The organism is Streptomyces sp. NPDC025793 (assembly GCF_055558375.1).
Genome location: NZ_JBVHMR010000062.1, coordinates 1 through 17,606, shown reverse-complemented (window position 1 = coordinate 17,606; position 17,606 = coordinate 1). Strand labels below are relative to the sequence as shown.

Here is a 17,606-nt window from a genome sequence, read left to right as displayed (position 1 = left end):
TTCATCAACCCCCGCGTCCTCCACCCCGAGCACGAACACTGGCGGCGCGGTGTGGAGGCCGCCGTCATCTACGCCCGCGAGCACGGCGACCTGAAGGCGCGGCGGCGCTGTGCACGGGTCGCCTCGAGGGTGTGAACCCGTTTCGCCGGGCAGGCGCCCGGCGGAAGGAGCAGAAGTGGTCAGGCGCGGCGGCCGGTGCGGCGGCGGGCCACGACGAGGGTGCCGGCGCCGAGGGCGATCACCGCGGCAGCGATGCCGGTGAGGATGCCGGTGTTGCTGCCGCCGCCGGTCTCAGCGAGCGTCGGTCCGGTGCTGGACGGGGAAGGCTTGCACGGACGGGGCGCCGGAGCCGGTGCCACCGGTGCCGGCCTGGAGGGTGTCGTCGACGAACAGCAGGCCCTTGGGCGAGCCGAGGCTCATGAACGCCGACACGGTGCCGGTGGCCAGGTCGATGCGGCCCAGGGTGCCGGGCAGGGTCGTGGAGACCACACCACATCCCGCCGCTCTTGCCGGACCGGACCTCTTCAGCCGCGGTACGGGCCGTCGCACTCAGGCGGCCGGGGGGCCGCACCACCAACCGGGCCCCGGTGGAACCCGGGGCGGTCACCGGTGCGATCGCGGGTGCCGGCACCGCGGACCGGGACGGCGGGGTCGCTTCACCGCACGCCCGTGACCAGCACCGCCGCCGAGGGCCGTGGCGAGGCGGGTAGTAGCTGCGATGCACCCGGCCGCCGTTGAGATGTGTGACCAACAACAACGAGCCCGCCGAGGGTGTCTCCCTTGTACACATGCCTCCCGCACGATGGCCGGGTTCCCGTCTGGCCATTCGAGTAGCCCAGGTGCGTACTCTCTTCAGCCCTGGAAGTCACCTCCTGGCCAACAAGGAGATCACTTTCTGACGAGCGTGGCGTCTGCCGCCACCATCACAATGGCTCGCACCTGGCCGATGATGTCCAGCCGATTGCGCACGAACTCCGGATCGGTGACCGTTCCGGTCGCGGGGTCGGTGTTGCCAACGCCGAACTGCAGGACCGGGGTGTGCACATGGCCGCCGGGGAGCGTGTCGTGCAGGCCCAGCCGGTCCCGGAGCAGCGTGGCCCGGTAGGCGATCTCGTTGGAGAGGTAGTTGCCGCCGCCCCCGGCTCGGGCCGTGGAGCCGGGGGTCGGGCCGTCGGGTCGTACGACGGGATCGGTGCCGCCCGCCGGGATCTCGGTCACCTCCGTGTGGTCGTACACCGGGAACCGGCCCGTGTGTGCGGCCACGATGGCGGCGTAGGGCAGTGTCGTGGTCGTCCACTGCGGTTGGCTGGCCGGATCCGTGACCGGGACGGTCTCCGTCCGAGAGACGTTGTCGTTGTCCGGGAAGCCGCCCCGCCAGGCTCCGTTGGTGCGCTCGATGTCGAACCGGCCGGCCCGGCCCTGGCTCACGGTCGTGAACAGGTCGACCTTCGGCAGGTACGGCCGCAGCGTCCGCTCCACCGTGCCATCGGCGAAGTCCTGCCAGCGCACGGGAAGCACGACGGTCTCGATCCGCGCCGGCCCCTCCGCAGTCTCGACGACCGTACCGTCGAGCGCGAGCGCGGTCGCCCCGGACGGGTTGGAGATACGGATGTCCCGGTCGAGGGTGAACGGATCGAACCCGGTGAGCAGGATGCGTTTCACGTGCGCGTGCCCGGGATACCGGATGTCGGTCTGCCCGCGCGAGGTCCGCTCCAACTGGTCCAGCAAGGTGTCCCGCTGGGCTTCCGTGATGGCGAACTCCGGCTCCCAGGTGCGCACGTCACGTGTCAGCCCCAACCGGGCCCAGTACAAAGGCCGGTCGTCGTCCCGGCTGAGGTCACCGCCCGCCGGCCCCCGCCCCTGCGCCCGCGCCACGGCCCGCCGCCACAGCGCGGACCCGTCCCGTACGACGATCCGCCGGGCTTGTGTGAAAGAGTGAGTGCCAGTCAGCTCACTGGCGAACTTCGGTGCCGCGTCGTCGAATCCGGAGCGCCGGAGGATCTCCTGCGGTACGGCCCTGTCGAGCCGCTGTTCCTCGACGGTGGGGGAGGGTGCCTTCGGAGCGGCTGCGGCCGTGATTGTGGGCATGGACAAGCCGGTCAACAGGGCCAGCCCAAGGGTGCCGAGTCGAACACGTATGCAATTCAAGGCAGTTCGAGTCCTTCCGTCGCCGTGGGATACGAAGTGCGCTGGGCACCGGAAGTATCCCGTGACACAAGTGATCTACGCCACGGTTCGGGCGAGCTTCCCGGCCTCCGTACGCAACCCCCGCCGCGCGCACGGCGTCGGACAGGGACAGCCGCCCGCCTTCCAGGACGGCGCCGAGGGACCTTCCGGGGAGCAACTGCGTCACCAGGTAGGTGTACAGCTGCCTGTCGTGCATTGCGGAGCCGAAGTCGTGGACGGCGACGATGCACCGGGGGGACAGGCCGCCAGCGGTGCAACGAGCGCGGCGCATCCTGCGAGTGCCCAGTGAGGTCCGGGCTGCCCACCATCCAGGTCACCCGCGAACTCGCCCTGGCCGTCCACCACGCCGTCCAAAACACCTACCACCTGAACGACACGATCAACCGACTGCGCACCCTCACCGACAACGGCGACTACACGTACCACACAGAACTCGCCGCCTTCATGGGCAACCTCCCCCACCGGCCGACCGCACCAGCCCACTGGCTCGACGGCGAACCCACCACCCGCGCACGCTGGCATGTCCTGGTCACCACCCGACGCGAATACCTGGTAATCACGACGTGCCCCCCCCGTGAACTGACAAGGAGGCCCACCGTCGAGGCGGACATGCCACACCGTCCACCGCGTCGCCACCGAGGCGGTGCGGCACGTACGCGCGTTCTTCCGGATGCTGCTGGAGCCAGGCCAGAACCCAGGCCATCGGTGACACGGAGCCCAACGAGCACCTTGAGGAGCACAAGGCGACCTTCATGGCAGCAGCTCGCTCGAGCCTGGGCTCCTGAGCCTGACCGATCCTCAGCCGACAACGGCCTGAGCAACGCATCTTCTCGATCGCCTGAACCAGGCCCGGCTGGATGGTGCCGTGGCCAGCGAGCACACCAACGGGCCTGTCGGTTTCGTCCCGCGGCTGCCAGGGTGGCCGACAGATGACTCAATGCGACGGCACCGCGCCTTCAACGGCAGTAGCGCCCGACCGATCCAAGGGGAACTGCCTAGTAGGTCGACTCCTGTACCCATAAGCGGCTGCTGCTGATCGCGCCGACGTGCTGTGAGTCGTTGCGCGGCAGTCTCTTCTCACGCGGTGGTGAGCGTGTGCCCCAACAGCGACATCGCGTCGGGCATCACCCGCCGCCAGAAGCCATCCGTGTGCTCCCGTCGGGGAACTGCGCCTCTCGCGCTCGCGCCTGCTGCGCGACCTCACGGGCGGCCGGGCAGAACGGGTCCTCCTGGCCGCACCACACGCCGAGGGCACCAGCCTTCATCCGGTCGAGGCGGAGCGTTGGCTCGTGGGTATGCCAGTCCGCCTCGTCGGCGTACCCGCCGGTGGCGCGGGCGTCCGCCCAGGTGCGGAAGACGGCCGGGCTGCGCAGCGCCACGGCGTCCAGGTCGCGGCCGCTCTGCGTGCGCCCCATGGCGTACTGCAGGGCGCCTGAGCCGCCCATGGAGATCCCCATCGCGGCCCGCGGCGTGGACAGTCCGCGGGCGTGCAGCCAGCCGGGGAGCTCCTCGCGGAGCATCGCCTGCGGGTCGTCGCCGTCGCCGGGGGAGCGCTGGTGCCAGTAGGTCGCGTCCCCGCCGTCCACTGCGACGACGGCGAACGGCGGCATGCCGCCCTTGACCGCGGCCGCCAGGAACTGTGGCGTCCCCAGCGCCACCATGCCCTGCGCGTCGTTCCCGCGCCCGTGCAGCATCACGCAGACCGGCAGGTTCGTGCTCGCCGCGGTGCCGGGCGGCAGCATGGTCACCATCGTCACATCCCGGCTCCGCGCCGCCGAGCGCACCTGCTCGACGTGCACCGCGCCTGGCGCAACGTCCGGCACCGTGCCGTCCGTCCCGGTCAGCCCCAGCAACTTCTTCAGCTTCACCCCACCGGGCAACCACCCGGCGAGTATTCCGCCCGCGGCGGTAACCCCACTGCACCCCGGTCCGCAGCCGGTCCAGAACCCCGTTGATCACCTGCCGATGATCTCGCCACCTGCCACAAGCCCGTTGCTCACTGGTAGAAGCGACTTCAGCCCATCCGGCAGGGGCCTCGTGAGCCGTTCTCCCCGCCCACGATCAGTTTGTGCTCACCACAGGCGAAAGCGCGTGGGTTCGCAGATGCCTGCGCGGACGAGTTTTCCGGCAAGAGCAGGGTCAAGGGGTGAGGGGTGCTAGCACCTGATTGTGAGTGTGTTGGTAGATCACAGAGGTACGAAATCCGACGACTTCGCGGCGCTCGGTGAACTTGTCCATGAGGAAGCCGTGGAGGTAGTCAACGCTTGGTACGGAGACGTGCACGATCATGTCGTCGCCGCCGGTGACGACATAGACCGTGCTGACCTCAGGAAGGGCAGCGGCATAGGTCTTGAACGCCTCGATGACCGCCCGGCTGAGGGGACGGATCTGGAAGTGGATAAGCGCCTGGACGTGACGGTTCAGGGCGGCCGAGTCGACAGCGGCGTGGTAGCCGGTGATGACCCCGCGGGCGCGCAGTGCGCGGATGCGTTCCAGACAGGTCGACGGGGCGATGCCGAGGGTGCGGGCGAGGTCGCGGTTGGTCTGCCGCGCATCGCGCTGCAGATGCCGGACGATCGCCGAATCAAGTTCGTCCATGCGGCGAGTATGATCCCCCGCGCCGAATTCTATTCGCCTGATAGCCCCTAGCCTTGTTCGAACGGTTAGCTTCACGCCATGACAGTCGCACTTGAGCAAGCTCTGGCCCTCAACATCCCGAATCCTTCCCACGAGTTGGTGCAGGTCGTACGCGGCAGCCGCAGCGGTCTCGCGATCACCGTCGCGATCCACTCGACCGCTCTCGGTCCGGCAGCCGGCGGGTGCCGGATCGCTCACTACGCTGACCCGGCCGCCGCGATCGCTGACGCGCTGCGGCTGGCGGCAGCGATGACCGAGAAGAACGCGCTGGCAGGTCTGGAACACGGCGGCGCAAAGGCAGTCGTCGCCCTCCCGACCGCAGCCCGGCCGGCCGGAGGGGAGCGCACGGCATTGCTCCACGACCTCGGCGACGCGATCGAATCGCTCGGCGGCCGCTACATCGCAGGCCCGGACGTGGGAAGCAGTCCGGTCGACATGTCCGTGATCGGCAACCGCACCACCCATGTCTGCTGCCGACCCGTCGAGGACGGCGGCAGCGGCGACTCCTCCCTCCACACCGCGCGCGGCACCCTGGCGGCACTGGGCGCGGTGGCCGACGAGGCCTTCGGCTCACCGGAGCTCGCCGGCCGGACCTTCGGGGTGATCGGCCTCGGTGCGGTCGGCGCCCACGTAGCCCGGTTCCTGGACCGGGCCGGCGCGCGGCTCGTCGTGACCGACATCAACCCGGCCAGACGCAGCCTGGCCGAGGAGTTGAGCGCGACCTGGGTGGATCCGGACGACGCCCTCACCGCGGAGGTCGACATCCTCGTGCCGGCCGCGCTCGGCGGCCTGCTGACCGCCCGCACGGTGCCGCTGCTGCGGTGCGCCGCCATCGCCGGCCCGGCCAACAATCAACTCGACGAACCGGCCACCGCCCGCCTCCTCGCGGCACGAGACATCCTTTGGGCGCCGGACGTAGTCGTCAGCTCCGGCGGAGTCATCCACGCCACCGGTGTCGAACTGCGCCAGGAATCCGAGGAACGGCTGACCGAGCGCATCCAGGGCATTGCAGCTACGCTCCGACAGGTTTTCCACACGGCCCGGACCCACCGGACCACGCCCGCGATCGCGGCCAGGCAACTCGCCGAGCAACGCGTTCGCCAGGGACGCTCGCACCCGACTCGCCCGCAGCGCTGCCCCTGACCTCGTGGGCAGCCGGGCCGATGGAGTCCGAGCCGCCGACATCCCATGCGACAACAAAAGGAGTGCTGACAACATGGCGAACCACTGGGGCGGAGTGACCATCGACTGCATCGACGTGGAACGGGTGGCGGCCTTCTGGAGCGTCCTCCTTGACCGCCAGAGGGGGCCGTCCCAGCCTGGCTGGGCGTACCTCGGCCACCGCGGCGACCCACAGCCCCGCCTCGTCTTCCAGCCTGTTAAAGAGCCGAAACATGGCAAGGCACGCCTGCACCTCGACGTCGTGGTCGACGACATCGACCAGGGCATCGCCCAGGTCGTCGCCCTCGGCGGCCGGTTCACCGGCGAACGCCACGACCACGACGAGGGCGTGGTCGTCGTGATGGTCGATCCTGAAGAGCACGAGTTCTGCCTGGCCCAGTACTACTGACCCGCGCCACGTCCCCGTGCTCTCGGCAGCGACAAAGACCGGCAACGGAGCTTCAGCGGGAACGCGTGGGCCACCGTCAGCGGCGCGACGCCAACCTCATCGAACGCCGCACCTCGTCCAACGGCTGCAGGGGGCCCGCAGCCGTTTCGCCGTCGGTCCGTCACGAGCTTCGCTCCGCATCCGGCCCGGCGTCGTGAGACCAGGTCAGCGACCGCGTCGAAAAAACCGCCGCAGTAGCGAAGGTGCCGCCGCATCCCGCGGGCCGGGCACGACCGGTGCACGGGACGACGAAGGTTCCTTCGACTGCATGTCAGCAGGTTCGGCGGGCAGGGCGATGCCGCGCTCGATGGAGATCCGCTCCACGATCTCTCCCCCATCGGCGGGGGCGGGCCTTGAAGAAAATTGCTGAGCCGCGCGTCAGGGGCTTGTCGCAACGGGACCCTGGAACGCCTCTCCTCAGTTTTGGGAACGCGTGGGGCGTCTTCGCAGGTCAGTCAGGGTGCGCAGTGTGACTGCGGCTTGGTGGCTGTCGGCCCTGCGTCTCCGGGTACGGCTTGGCTCATCCGTTCGAGCTTCGCAGTAGGAATCGGCAGTCAGTGACCGCACTGTGCGGGCGCCTGCCCCGATGTGGTCGCGACGCACAGCGATAGATGGCCATTCGCAGAGCTACTCGGCCACTGCGCTCAGCGAACCCCGAGCACCCTTCGTGGCGCGGGCTGGCGACATCGACCGTGCCGAGGCTCTCACCCGGGAGGCCGAGGCGGCGGTTACAAAGCGGCCGGCACGAACGCGGCCGGTCGGGGTGCAGGTGCGGGCGCGGGTAGCGGCGGCGGTTGCTCAGGCCGGGGACGTCGACCGCGCTGAGGCGCTGACCCGGACCATCACCAACCCGCAGGAGCGGGCGAGGGCGTTGGTGGCCGTGTCACGCCAGCCGAGGCAGATCGCGCATGTTCCCTCATCATGCAGGCGTTGCGGCTCGACTCATGGCAGGTGGCAGCCAATGCCCTCGCCGCGCAGTTCCCTGAAGTGCTGATGACGGTTGCCGACGAGCTTCTAACCGACCAAGCGGCAACCCTGCCCGGTTGACCTGAGGGCCGCACGACGAATCGGGCTGGTTGCAGCCGTCGGGTGCAGGACGGGAGTCGACGTCGTCGCCGCGACGCGGAGAAGGCCATCACGTGGGACACCCTGCGACAATCCCGCTCGGCCTTACAACCGCGTAGACGCCCGCAGGCATAACGTCACAGATCAGCAACGTGGGGACCTTGCGTCACTTCTGGGGACAAGATCGTGAGACGAAATGGCGTGGCCCCTGAATGAGACAGTCGGAAACAGTCCAGGTCACATCAATGGAACGGGACATTCCAATTGCCGGGCCTACACCTACCGCCTGCTGTCTGAACAGCCAGGCCTGCACCCGGTCCAGCCGCAATGGATGCACCTCACCGTGCTCCACGCCGGATCGCAGGACAGCGCCAGCGCCAGGGAGGTCGACCAGATCACCCGGGAAGTGACCCGGCGCACCGCCGACACCGACCCGTTCGAGGTGCGACTGTCCCGCCCGGACATCGGCACCCTGGCGATCGAGAGCAAGGGCTATCCCGGCCGGCCGCACCGGCAGTTGTGGGAGATGACCTGACAGGCGCACCAGACGGTCGTAGGCGATCGGTGGCCGCGCATCCCGACGGCCTCGTATCCCCATCTCTCCCACGCCTGCGCTGGTGCGCAAGGACACCTGGCGGACCGCAGCAAGCTCAAGGTGATGCTGTCCGATCTGTCCGGCGAGCCGGTCGCCGTTCCCGTCAGCGCTCTCACGCTCGTGGCCGAATGGCACGACCGCCATGAGATCGTGTGGGACGTTCTCGAGTACAGCTATCGCCTCGGCGCCCAGATCCCGTCCTCGTCGAAAACCCCTGCCGCCCCCGCCGGCCGGCGCAGTCGCTCGGCCGGCGCCGCGCGGTACTGCCCCGCGTAGTCCGCCATCGACTCGGCGAGCTGTTTCGCGAGCGACAGGGGATAGCCGCGGCCGAGCACGGCCCGCGTCCCGTGCTCCGGCTCCGCCTCACCGGCCCGGCCCTGCCCTGACCGGCCCACGCTCGGCTTGCCGGCGGAGGGCTCCGTCGGTCCGAGTCGCACCTTGCGGGCCGGTTCCGCGTCAGCCGAGGCCGACCAGTTCGGCGATCGTCCCGCCGAGGACCCGGTCGCGTACCTCGCCCGGACTGGTGACTCGTTCGACCAGGGCCCGGGCGAGAACCGGGTCGCCGTACGGCGCGTCCGAGCCGAACAGGGTCCGGTCCGGGATCTCCTTGATGGCCAGCCGGACCGCGAAGACGACGCCGGCCGTGGACAGCTCCAGGTACATGTTCGGGGTGTCCCGCACCAGTTCGATGGCCTGTATCCAGTGATGCCCTCCCAACTGGCTGACCACCAGCGGAACGTCGGAGTAGCGGTGGGCCAGCGCGGCCAGCGTCGCCAGGTCCTCCGCGGTGGTCGGCGCGGAGCCGTGCACGACCACGGGCAGTCGCCCCTGGTCGGCCGCCGCCCGGAGCACCGGTTCGATCAGCCCTGCCCGTCCCGGCGGCGGCGTCAGCTCCCCGATCCCGCGCAGTCCGCGCCCGACCACCTCCTGCTCCACGATCGCGGCCGTCTCCTGCGGCCCCGGACCCAGCGGCACCGACAGGAAGCCGATGAACCGCTCCGGCCGTGCGGCCAGCGCGGCGTCCAGTTCCCGCCACGCCGGCCGGTACGCCTCGACCGTGCCGGCCCGACCTTCGAGCGCCTTCTCCAGGACGGCCATCTCCCGGCGCAGTGCGGCCAGGTCGCCCGCCCGCTCCGGGTGCGGCCGGGTGGCGAACAGGACGGCACGGTCGACCCCGGCCTCGTCCAGCAGCCCCACATGTGCCTCGGCCGGGTCGTGGACGTGGCTGTGCGCGTCGATGATCACTGGTTCGTTCCCTCCGTCTCGACCGGTCCGGAATGCGGCCGGTCAGGGCACTGTTGCTCCCTGACACCGTTGGAAGGTCAAGTCGAAGGGGGCGGATCGGTGCTGATCGGGGAGCTGTCGCGTCGGACCGGAGTCAGCGAGCGGCTACTGCGCTACTACGAGCGGACGGAACTCATCCACGCCGAGCGCCGCGCCAACGGCTACCGCGAGTACGACGAGCAGGCCGTGCAGACGGTGCGCCGCGTCCGCGCCCTGCTCGCCGTAGGCCTGCCCACCCGCATCATCCGCCAGGTCCTGCCCTGCACCCACGACACGGCAACGCTGCGCCCCTGTCCCGGCGTCCTCACCAGCCTTCGCGACCAGTTGGACATCCTCGACCAGCGCGCCGCCGACCTGGAGACCGCCCGTCGCCTGCTGCGCCAGACGATTGCCGTCACCGAGAACATCGAGAACGCGGCCGATCAGGCTCCGGCTCCGGGCACCCGGACGCCTTCACCACGTCGAACCCTCAACTCGCCGGCCGAGGACCCGGTCACACCCGTGTGACCGGGTCCTCGGCCTCGCCGGCGTGTTGCGAAAGTGGTGCCACCGGGAAAGCGTTTGACGCTCGCCGGTGTCCGGCGGTCGGATGGTGTGCCATGAACACAGGGCAGATGCATCCGGGCATGCACGCCATCGACGCAGACCTTGTACGGCGGCTGGTCGCCGGGCAGTTCCCGCAGTGGGCGGGGCTGGCGGTCGAGCGGTTTCCGTCCGGCGGGACGGTCAACGCCATGTACCGGCTGGGTGATGACATGGTCGTACGGCTGCCGCTCGTGGCGGGCGGGGCCAACGACGTGTCGATGGAGCGGACGTGGCTGCCCCGGCTCGCGCCTCACCTGCCTGTGGCCATTCCTGAGGCACTCGGGGAGGGGGAGCCTGCGGAGGGGTACCCGTGGCCGTGGTCGGTGTACCGGTGGTTGGCGGGGGAGAATCCCGAGGCGGGAGCCCTGAGCGAGCCGGTGCTGCTGGCAAAGGATCTGGCCGGGTTCGTGGCGGCGATGCGCAGTATCACCCTGCCTGGTGCGCCGCGGGCCCACCGCGGGGGACCGGTCGCCTCGCTCGACGCGGAGACCCGGGCGGCGATCGAGGAGCTGCGCGGGATCCCGCAGGAGGGCGTCGACTGTGATGCTGCCACCGCCGTGTGGGAGGAGGCGCTGCGGGCCCCCTGCTGGGAAGGGCCGCCGGTGTGGCTGCACGCCGATCTCATGCCGGGCAATCTGCTGGTGGACGGCGGCAGGCTGACCTCGGTCATCGACTTCGGATGCGTGGGTACGGGCGATCCGGCCTGCGATCTGTTCCCAGCGTGGAATCTGCTGCCGGCCAGGGCGAGGGAAGCGTTCCGCGAGGCGCTGAGCGTGGACAACGCGACCTGGATCCGCGGCCGGGGACGGACACTCTCGCAGGCACTGATCGCGCTGCCGTACTACCGGAGGACGAACCCGGCGATGGCGCACAATGCCCGGCACGTGATCCGGACGGTGCTGCAAGAGGGCTGAGGCCAGAGCGTGTTGGGACTGCGCTGATCACAGCACAGCTTCTTACTTTCACCAGGTCGGCCCCGATATCAGGGTGTTTCGGCACGCCACCAGACGGCGAGATCGGGCAGGCTGCAACGGGCGTAGCACGGGCCATGGCCCCTGGGCCTGGGGTGCGCGCGTTGAAAGTGTCGCTGCGACGGTGAGTGACCGTCGGAGGCGTGGTCCTCTGGTGGAGGACCGAGACTGGGGAACGGCACCTGTCGAGCTTCTGCAGTCGACTCGTCCGTGGCGGACGTTCCGCTGGTACGTACTCCAGCCGCAGATCGCGATGCCGGGGGAGTTCGCGCAGGGCACTGTCGACCGCGAGGGGGAGGCCGGGGCGGCGTGGCTCGCCGAGTTGCCTGAGACCGTGGAGGAGTTGCTGGGGGCTGGGCGTGCGTGCCGGATGGCGAGGTCGTGCACGGAGGCGTCGGGGTCATCGCTCCGGCGCGGCGGTGGGCTGAGGAGAGCGCCGTGCTGAAGGTGTCGTTTCCGCACCCTGGCAACGTCCATGAGCCGGATGCGTTCGTTGCGTGGGGCGGGTGCGGTGCCGTCCTGCTGCATTGGCGTGGCGAGGAGCAGTTCGCGATGTTGCTGGAGCGGGTTCAGCCGTCGACCCTGGCGGAGGTCGCGGAGGCGATGAGGTGGTGACGGTCGCCGGACGGCTCAATCGCAGCCTGGCCATCCCCGCACCGCCCGGCCTGCCCGGCTGCGTGATCAGGCCGAGGCCTGGGAGGAGCAGCGGTGCAAGGATGCCGAGGAGTTGCCGCGTGCACTGCCGCGTCAGGGGGTGGATGCTGGCGTGGCGACCGTGCGGGGGCTGGGTCGGGACCAGCAGCTCCCGGTACCTGCGCGCCCAGTACACCGGCCGCATCAACCACATGGGGCTGGGCTCCGTGTTCTGGTCCCGCTCCTGCTTCGCCGGATCGTGCGGCGGCGCACCGCTCAGCATCGTCCGTCAGTACATCGAGGTTCAGGTGCGGCCCGCCTGACCGTCGCCGAAGATGCGCGGTGAACTCCGGTGCTGCGCGCCTGCGGCCCGAAAACGCGTTTCCCTCCCCCCAGCTGAAGCTGGGGATACCCACGCAAGATCAGGGATGGCGTGCGGCATGCCGCTGTTGGCGTAATGGGCGGGCTGGGCTGTTTGGCGCGTCATGCTTTGTGTGTTGATCACGGTCACGCCGGCGACCGATCGAGGGTGGCGGAAACGCTCACGGGCGCCCTGCGTCTCTGCCAGACAGCCTTGGCTGCTGAGGAGAACGATCATGCTGTTGCGTCATGCGATTGTCCTGCCGCTTGTCGCCCTGTCGATGGCGGTCATCGCCCCGTGCGGAGCGGCGGCAGCGGAGGCCCGGGATCCCGCAGTGGAGTCTGCTGCCACTCCCTCAGCCGGTCCGGACGGTAGCCCCTTGAATCCGGTGTTCGGACTGCTCGGGACCGCGCCAATCGTCGGGGGGCTCCTCGGAGGACCGCACGGAGGATGACGCGCGGATCAGCCGCATGTACGAGGGCTCGCCAAATGAGCTTTGGGGGCACGTGCACCACCAAGCGGGTGGCCTGGGTGTATTGACCTGAAGCGTTGTTCACACGGTTGATGGGCGGGTGTCCGCCTATCGCGGTGTGGCAGCGGTGTCTGCCAGGGCCGGGGTTCGCTCGTCGTTGTCGGTGTCGGGGCCGCAGGCAGGCCCACTCGTCGAGCAGGGTGCGGTTGAAGCGCTCGACCTTGCCGTCGGCCTGTGGCCGGTAGGGGTGGATGCGCCCCTGCGGCCACCACAGGTCGCCCAGGACGCGAGCAAGTACGGTCACTGGAAGTACTGGGAAACTTCCTGATGACCTCTTCGTGTTCACGTGTGTGGATCACCGGATGCGCGCTGGCGGCGTCGGCGTTCATGCTGGCCGCCTGCACCTCCTCCGGCGATGGCAGGCCCGTCTCTGGCAGCTCCTCGCCGACACCCTGTCCGTCGCGCACGGCGCCGGACCCTCTGAGCAGCAGCTCACTCTGTCGCCTTCTTCCGGCCCCCGCCCGAGCGGCGGACTCGTCCCAACAGGTCTGGGCCGGAGTCCAGTTAAGCCACCCCGCGCGAGACGGTGCCCTCCAGCACTCCGGCCGCACGGGCGACGAGCCTGATCCCACCGTGTCCCAGCGACCGCGCCTGCGCTCCTGGACGGCGTCGAACTCGCGCGGCTCCTCGTCGAGGTAGGCGCATGGTTCGGCGTGCACGAAGGTGAGGTTGGGCAGGTCGCCCCAGAATCCGCGGGCGCGCTCGACCTGGACCGGCGAGAAGGCGACCGCCGTCACCTCGACGCCGGCGCGGGCGAGGTAAGCGGCGTTCTCGCCTTCGGCTGGCCCGAGGTCGAGCGTGGTTCTTCGGCTGGCCCACGAGTTCAGCGCCGACGGCGCCGTCGTCGGGGACGCCGGTTCAGTCGAACCGGGTCGCTGCCGGGCGCTGCTGGGGTTGCTCGCCGCGGTGGGGCTTGTACTTGTCCCAGCACTCGACGGCGGTCATGGGGGCGGCGCTGGTCATACCTGGGGCCTCCGGGGAGCGTGAGCGCGAACGGTTCTCAGGTGCGCGCCACGCTAGTGTGATGCGCCAGAAATCCTGGGGATTAGAAAGTACCCTGTTGCCATGTCGCATTCGGGGCCTTCTGCTGTGGCGATCACGTTGTCCGAGGCCGAGCGCGCCGAGTTGGTGCGCCGCACGGAAATGCCGCACAGGCGCTCGGCTGAGAAGGCCCGCATCATCCTGGCGTGTGCTGACGGCATGTCAAACGCGGGTGTCGCACGGCTCGTCGGTGTCCAGGCCAAGACGGTCGGCAAGTGGCGTCGGGCATTCGCTGCACAGCGGATGGCTGGGCTTGAGGACGCCGGCTGGATTGGCCGGCCGAAGGCCGACCTGATCCTCGACGATGCTGAGCGCAGACAGCTGCAGCAGTGGGCGCGGCAGGCCAGGACCGCCCAGTTCCTGGCGTTGCGGGCGAAGATCGTGCTGCGCTGTGCGGAGGGCGGGACGAACCAGCAGGCTGCGGCCGACCTCGGCGTCGACAGGTCGACCGTGGACCGCTGGCGGGCCCGGTTCATCGCAAAGCGCCTCGATGGTCTGTATGACGAGCCGCGCTCGGGCCGGCCGCCTTCGATCCTCCTCGACCAGGTCGAGGAGGTCGTCGTGGCCACCCTGGAGTCGCTCCCGGGCCAGGACACGCACTGGTCACGGGCCTCGATGGCCCAGCGCACCGGCCTGTCGAAGTCGACGATCGGGCGAATCTGGAAGCGGTTCGACCTCAAGCCCCACCTGCAGGATTCCTTCAAGCTGTCCACCGATCCGCAGTTCGTCGCCAAGGTCGTCGACGTTGTCGGTCTGTACCACCACCCGCCCGAGAAGGCGGTTGTGCTCTGCGTGGACGAGAAGAGCCAGATCCAGGCGCTGGACCGGTCCCAGCCAGTGCTGCCGATGATGCCGGGCATGCCCGAACGCCCCACCCACGACTATCTGAGGCACGGCATCACGAGCCTGTTCGCCGCCTTCAACATCGCCGACGGCACTGTCATATCGGCGCTGCACCGCCGCCACCGGGCGATCGAGTTCAGGAAGTTCCTGATCCGGGTCGACAAGGCCGTGCCCGCCGGACTCGACGTGCACCTCGTCTGCGACAACTACGCCACCCACAACACCGCCGAGATCAGTACGTGGCTCGGCAAGCACCCCCGCTTCCACGTCCATTTCACCCCCACCGGCTCCTCTTGGATGAACCAGGTGGAGCGGTGGTTCGGCCTGCTGACCGACAAGCTCATCCGCCGCGGCGTCCACACCTCCGTGAAGGCACTGGAGGACGACATCACTGCGTGGATCAACACCTGGAACGAGAACCCGCGGCTCTTCACCTGGACCAAGACAGCCGACGAGATCCTCAACTCCCTCGCCGACTACCTCACCACGATCGGAACCACCGGCCAGAAATCAGAGCAGAACTAACCCACAGGATTTCTGGCGCATCACATACTGGTGCTGTGACCGGGATGGTTCACCGTGACCGGAAGGCGGCTCGCGGGACGAGCGCACGCGCAACGGCTGGTATTACTGGGGGCATGCAGGAAGAGACGGCACGCTCCGCGATCGACACGTTCATCTCCGCGTTCAACGCCTCGGACGACAGCTATGTGACTGCCCTGCTCTCCCAGGCTCTGACCTCAGACGTGGTCTTCTGGGGGCCGTTGGGTCGCAGCGAAGGAATCGCGGCGGTCGAGCAGTTCGTGCTGGACATCCGGCGCCACCCGGCGGGGACCGGCACGATGGTGCGCTGCTCAGCGGTGGACATGCCTGACGAGTGGGCCCGGTACCAGTGGGTCTTCACCACGCCGGATGGAGGCCCCCGCCTGGCGGGAACGGACGTCGTCCATCTGCGGCGGAGCCTCATCGACCAGGTCATCGTCTTTGCGGGGGAGATCGAGCCGTCCGCCTCCTGAGTCGTCCTTCTGTCGCTGTCCTTCTCGTGAACTTGTCCCTTTCGGCACTCCGGGGCTGCGGTTCGCGGTCGGTCAGGCTGCGGCGTTGAGGGGGCGTCCGCCCCAGCGGAGGCCCTTCTCGCTGCGGCCTCACCCCGAGGGGCGGAGGGCGTGTCATGCCTGAGCCGGAGTCCGACGTCGTCGTAAGCGCCCGGAGTGAGGCGGCCGGTGCCGCGCGTCCATTTTCAGGCCCTGGCCGGCGAGCATCTCGAGCACCTTCTGATGCAGCCGTCCCCAGACGCCGGCCCTCGACCAGATCAGGAACCGACGATGCACAGTCGACTTCGACGCTCCAAAACAGGGCGGCAGAGCACGCCAGGCACAACCGCTGACCAGGGCGTAGACGATGGCCGCGAACACCGCCTCGTCATCGATATTGGCCACCCCGCCGCCCTGCGGCCGCACCCGCGCAGGCGGCAGCAAAGGCCTCACGATCTCCCACAGCCCCTCCGGCACGATCCATCCCCACCGCCCACTCCCCATGATCTGGCTAACGATCAACTGACCATGTAGGACACGGTGTTAGAGCCGACCCGTGGGACGCGCCGGCATCCGGCCCCTCCGGCACCGGCAAACGAACGGACCGTCATCGGCGTCCGGTGCGCCTACCGGACGCCGATGGTGAGAGAGTCGCGGTGGAAGCGCGGAGTCCACCGCACGCCATTCTCGGCCGCACCCTACCGGCTACGCCGCGAGGACTCCGGGTCTCCTCACTTGAGGATTTCCAGTAGGCGATCCGCCAGAACCGCCGCCGAGTGAGGGTTCTGTCCGGTGATGAGGTTGCGGTCCTCAACCATGTACGGCTCCCATATGGGACCGCGGCTGTACTCGACGCCCACCTTGTCCTTCAGCTCGTCTTCCAGCAGCCACGTTGCCCTGGACGCCAGGCCCACAGCTTCCTCCTCCTCGTTGGTGAAGCCAGTCACGCGGTAGCCCTTGAAGGGCGATTCGCCGTGAATCCTGGTGGCCAGGAGCGAGGCGGGGGCATGGCACACGATCGCCAACGGCTTACCGGAGGCGAGCTGGGCCGTCAGCAGCCGACCGACGTCGGCGTCGTAGGCCAGGTCCGACATCGGGCCATGACCGCCGGGCAGGTACACCGCGTCGTAGTCTTCAAGGCGGACATCCGACAGCTTGAGCGGCCGACGCATCGCCTCCGCGGAACGGATGATCTCCTCCAGCTCCAGAGCCCCCTTTTCGCCTCCGGCCATGGAGGGACGCAGGCTCATCATGTCGACGTTCGGGGTCACGCCGCCCGGCGTCGCGACAACGACCTCATGGCCGGCGTCCGTGACCGCCTTGTACGGCATCGCGAACTCCTCGGCCCAGTAGCCGGTCGCATGCCTGGTGCCGTCCTTGAGTACCCAGTAGGTAGCCCCACTGACGATGAAGAGTACTTTCGCCATCGATCTCTACCTCCTTGTCCCCACCTGGCTCTCTGGGGGACTCGACTTCTTTCTCTCTCGCTCGCAGCCTGGCTCCGCATCAGGCCGGGATCCCGAACACCGGCGTGAGCCTGGCTCGTGCCAGGCCGTGGGCCACGAGCCGGAATCCGAGCCATGCGGGAGTCGCCTCCGTGGTGATGTCGAGACGGGATGTGTCCAGCGCATGCACGACGAACATGTAACGGTGAGCGGCCTCCCCGGGCCCCGGCAGGCAGCCTCTTACCGCTGGCGTCGCCCGCGCCGGCAGGCAGTTCGTTCACCGACGCGGGGATGTCGTAGACCGACCAGTGCCAGAAGCCGCTGACCGTCACCGCGTCCGGCTCGAAGCAGGTGCCCGCGAAGCTCAGTGTCTCGGCGGGATGGCCGCTCCAGGCCAGGTGTGGGGAGATGTCCTGGCCCGGGCCGCCGAAGATGGCACTGGTTTGTGCCACGTCCAGCGACTTCCCGTCGGCGACGTCGGCACTGCTCAGCTCGAACGACGGCACCGATGGCAGCAGATCGTATGGGTCAAAAGGCTTGGGCATGCCCATGCCCGTCTCCTACACCAAGCCGCCGCGGGAGTCCCGACGGATTCCGACGGCCGGCCGCCGCGTTCCCACCCTCTTGCGGACACGAGGCGAGGCGCCCCTGAACGACCGCAGACACACTCGGTAGCTCACGGCCTACTAAGAGGTCATCTCATTTGGCTGGGTAAGCTGTCGGTCGTGGCGAGGATCGTTGAACGGCTGGTGCCGGACGAGTTGTGGGAGCTGTTCCAGCGGGT

At 69.0% G+C, this 17,606-nt stretch carries 18 protein-coding genes and 4 pseudogenes; 11 read left to right on the top strand and 11 right to left on the bottom strand.

Annotated features, from left to right (window positions below; translation table 11 throughout):
* Positions 1–179: 179 nt before the first annotated feature.
* The 5 genes from ACZ4MF_RS44635 to ACZ4MF_RS44615 all read right to left on the bottom strand — a co-directional run bounded on the left by ACZ4MF_RS44635 (position 180) and on the right by ACZ4MF_RS44615 (position 4,785).
* Positions 180–359, bottom strand: a complete 180-nt coding sequence (locus ACZ4MF_RS44635) for an LAETG motif-containing sortase-dependent surface protein (RefSeq protein ID WP_467499578.1) — start codon at positions 357–359, stop codon at positions 180–182.
* Complete coding sequence (locus ACZ4MF_RS44630) at positions 292–489, bottom strand: hypothetical protein (protein WP_467499576.1); 198 nt, start codon at positions 487–489, stop codon at positions 292–294. The genes ACZ4MF_RS44635 and ACZ4MF_RS44630 overlap by 68 nt, the downstream gene beginning before the upstream one ends.
* A 399-nt stretch (positions 490–888) precedes the next feature.
* Positions 889–2,148: a pyroglutamyl-peptidase I gene (locus ACZ4MF_RS44625; protein ID WP_467499574.1), complete on the bottom strand. Its 1,260-nt coding sequence runs from the start codon at positions 2,146–2,148 to the stop codon at positions 889–891.
* A 1,163-nt stretch (positions 2,149–3,311) separates the two neighbouring features.
* A complete protein-coding gene (locus tag ACZ4MF_RS44620; protein WP_467499572.1) occupies positions 3,312–4,055 on the bottom strand; it encodes an alpha/beta hydrolase in 744 nt (247 codons plus the stop codon).
* Positions 4,056–4,326: 271 nt separating this feature from the next.
* The gene (locus ACZ4MF_RS44615; protein ID WP_376658360.1) at positions 4,327–4,785 is read right to left on the bottom strand and encodes an Lrp/AsnC family transcriptional regulator; all 459 of its coding nucleotides are present in this window, start codon (positions 4,783–4,785) and stop codon (positions 4,327–4,329) included.
* A gap of 78 nt (positions 4,786–4,863) precedes the next feature.
* Here ACZ4MF_RS44615 and ACZ4MF_RS44610 point away from each other — a divergent pair, with 78 nt between their 5' ends.
* The 5 genes from ACZ4MF_RS44610 to ACZ4MF_RS44590 all read left to right on the top strand — a co-directional run bounded on the left by ACZ4MF_RS44610 (position 4,864) and on the right by ACZ4MF_RS44590 (position 8,369).
* Positions 4,864–5,967, top strand: a complete 1,104-nt coding sequence (locus ACZ4MF_RS44610; protein ID WP_467499569.1) for a Glu/Leu/Phe/Val dehydrogenase family protein — start codon at positions 4,864–4,866, stop codon at positions 5,965–5,967.
* A gap of 73 nt (positions 5,968–6,040) precedes the next feature.
* On the top strand, positions 6,041–6,394 hold the full coding sequence (locus ACZ4MF_RS44605) for a VOC family protein (RefSeq protein ID WP_467499567.1): 354 nt from the start codon (positions 6,041–6,043) through the stop codon (positions 6,392–6,394).
* Positions 6,395–7,354: 960 nt separating this feature from the next.
* On the top strand, positions 7,355–7,480 hold the full coding sequence (locus ACZ4MF_RS44600) for a hypothetical protein (protein WP_467499565.1): 126 nt from the start codon (positions 7,355–7,357) through the stop codon (positions 7,478–7,480).
* A 349-nt stretch (positions 7,481–7,829) separates the two neighbouring features.
* A complete protein-coding gene (locus tag ACZ4MF_RS44595) occupies positions 7,830–8,033 on the top strand; it encodes a hypothetical protein (protein WP_467499563.1) in 204 nt (67 codons plus the stop codon).
* A gap of 123 nt (positions 8,034–8,156) precedes the next feature.
* Complete coding sequence (locus ACZ4MF_RS44590) at positions 8,157–8,369, top strand: hypothetical protein (protein WP_467499561.1); 213 nt, start codon at positions 8,157–8,159, stop codon at positions 8,367–8,369.
* 180 nt (positions 8,370–8,549) lie between these two features.
* Here ACZ4MF_RS44590 and ACZ4MF_RS44585 read toward each other — a convergent pair whose 3' ends face one another.
* Complete coding sequence (locus ACZ4MF_RS44585) at positions 8,550–9,338, bottom strand: amidohydrolase family protein (protein WP_467499559.1); 789 nt, start codon at positions 9,336–9,338, stop codon at positions 8,550–8,552.
* A gap of 99 nt (positions 9,339–9,437) precedes the next feature.
* Between ACZ4MF_RS44585 and ACZ4MF_RS44580 the strand changes: the two genes are divergently transcribed.
* The 4 genes from ACZ4MF_RS44580 to ACZ4MF_RS44565 all read left to right on the top strand — a co-directional run bounded on the left by ACZ4MF_RS44580 (position 9,438) and on the right by ACZ4MF_RS44565 (position 11,889).
* Positions 9,438–9,884: a MerR family transcriptional regulator gene (locus ACZ4MF_RS44580; RefSeq protein WP_467499557.1), complete on the top strand. Its 447-nt coding sequence runs from the start codon at positions 9,438–9,440 to the stop codon at positions 9,882–9,884.
* A 92-nt stretch (positions 9,885–9,976) separates the two neighbouring features.
* On the top strand, positions 9,977–10,876 hold the full coding sequence (locus ACZ4MF_RS44575) for an aminoglycoside phosphotransferase family protein (RefSeq protein WP_467499555.1): 900 nt from the start codon (positions 9,977–9,979) through the stop codon (positions 10,874–10,876).
* A 420-nt stretch (positions 10,877–11,296) separates the two neighbouring features.
* Positions 11,297–11,548, top strand: coding sequence for a hypothetical protein (locus ACZ4MF_RS44570; RefSeq protein WP_467499553.1), 252 nt, complete (start codon positions 11,297–11,299; stop codon positions 11,546–11,548).
* A 143-nt stretch (positions 11,549–11,691) separates the two neighbouring features.
* Complete coding sequence (locus ACZ4MF_RS44565) at positions 11,692–11,889, top strand: transposase (RefSeq protein ID WP_467499551.1); 198 nt, start codon at positions 11,692–11,694, stop codon at positions 11,887–11,889.
* 682 nt (positions 11,890–12,571) lie between these two features.
* On the opposite strand, the pseudogene ACZ4MF_RS44560 reads toward ACZ4MF_RS44565, so the two are convergent.
* Together ACZ4MF_RS44560 and ACZ4MF_RS44555 are read right to left on the bottom strand one after the other, a co-directional pair.
* Positions 12,572–12,655 (bottom strand): annotated as a pseudogene (locus tag ACZ4MF_RS44560) (integrase core domain-containing protein); the annotation flags it as partial.
* A 239-nt stretch (positions 12,656–12,894) separates the two neighbouring features.
* A pseudogene (locus tag ACZ4MF_RS44555) lies at positions 12,895–13,065 on the bottom strand (ISAzo13 family transposase); the annotation flags it as partial.
* A gap of 483 nt (positions 13,066–13,548) precedes the next feature.
* Between ACZ4MF_RS44555 and ACZ4MF_RS44550 the strand changes: the two are divergent.
* The gene (locus ACZ4MF_RS44550) at positions 13,549–14,868 is read left to right on the top strand and encodes an IS630 family transposase (RefSeq protein WP_467499598.1); all 1,320 of its coding nucleotides are present in this window, start codon (positions 13,549–13,551) and stop codon (positions 14,866–14,868) included.
* A gap of 113 nt (positions 14,869–14,981) precedes the next feature.
* Complete coding sequence (locus tag ACZ4MF_RS44545) at positions 14,982–15,359, top strand: nuclear transport factor 2 family protein (RefSeq protein ID WP_274346434.1); 378 nt, start codon at positions 14,982–14,984, stop codon at positions 15,357–15,359.
* A 225-nt stretch (positions 15,360–15,584) separates the two neighbouring features.
* Here the strand turns inward: ACZ4MF_RS44545 and ACZ4MF_RS44540 are convergent.
* The 3 genes and pseudogenes from ACZ4MF_RS44540 to ACZ4MF_RS44530 all read right to left on the bottom strand — a co-directional run.
* A pseudogene (locus tag ACZ4MF_RS44540) lies at positions 15,585–15,881 on the bottom strand (transposase); the annotation flags it as partial.
* 227 nt (positions 15,882–16,108) lie between these two features.
* Positions 16,109–16,804, bottom strand: a complete 696-nt coding sequence (locus ACZ4MF_RS44535) for a type 1 glutamine amidotransferase domain-containing protein (RefSeq protein WP_467499548.1) — start codon at positions 16,802–16,804, stop codon at positions 16,109–16,111.
* A gap of 79 nt (positions 16,805–16,883) precedes the next feature.
* A pseudogene (locus ACZ4MF_RS44530) lies at positions 16,884–17,373 on the bottom strand (YbhB/YbcL family Raf kinase inhibitor-like protein).
* Positions 17,374–17,606 lie beyond the last annotated feature (233 nt).

What these genes read in the sequence shown, in the direction of transcription:
- ACZ4MF_RS44615 (WP_376658360.1), bottom strand. Translation starts at nt 4,785, where the DNA reads ATGGACGAACTTGATTCGGCGATCGTCCGGCATCTGCAGCGCGATGCG.
- ACZ4MF_RS44610 (WP_467499569.1), top strand. Translation starts at nt 4,864, where the DNA reads ATGACAGTCGCACTTGAGCAAGCTCTGGCCCTCAACATCCCGAATCCT.
- ACZ4MF_RS44605 (WP_467499567.1), top strand. Translation starts at nt 6,041, where the DNA reads ATGGCGAACCACTGGGGCGGAGTGACCATCGACTGCATCGACGTGGAA.
- ACZ4MF_RS44600 (WP_467499565.1), top strand. Translation starts at nt 7,355, where the DNA reads ATGCAGGCGTTGCGGCTCGACTCATGGCAGGTGGCAGCCAATGCCCTC.
- ACZ4MF_RS44595 (WP_467499563.1), top strand. Translation starts at nt 7,830, where the DNA reads ATGCACCTCACCGTGCTCCACGCCGGATCGCAGGACAGCGCCAGCGCC.
- ACZ4MF_RS44590 (WP_467499561.1), top strand. Translation starts at nt 8,157, where the DNA reads ATGCTGTCCGATCTGTCCGGCGAGCCGGTCGCCGTTCCCGTCAGCGCT.
- ACZ4MF_RS44575 (WP_467499555.1), top strand. Translation starts at nt 9,977, where the DNA reads ATGAACACAGGGCAGATGCATCCGGGCATGCACGCCATCGACGCAGAC.
- ACZ4MF_RS44565 (WP_467499551.1), top strand. Translation starts at nt 11,692, where the DNA reads ATGCTGGCGTGGCGACCGTGCGGGGGCTGGGTCGGGACCAGCAGCTCC.
- ACZ4MF_RS44545 (WP_274346434.1), top strand. Translation starts at nt 14,982, where the DNA reads ATGCAGGAAGAGACGGCACGCTCCGCGATCGACACGTTCATCTCCGCG.
- ACZ4MF_RS44535 (WP_467499548.1), bottom strand. Translation starts at nt 16,804, where the DNA reads ATGGCGAAAGTACTCTTCATCGTCAGTGGGGCTACCTACTGGGTACTC.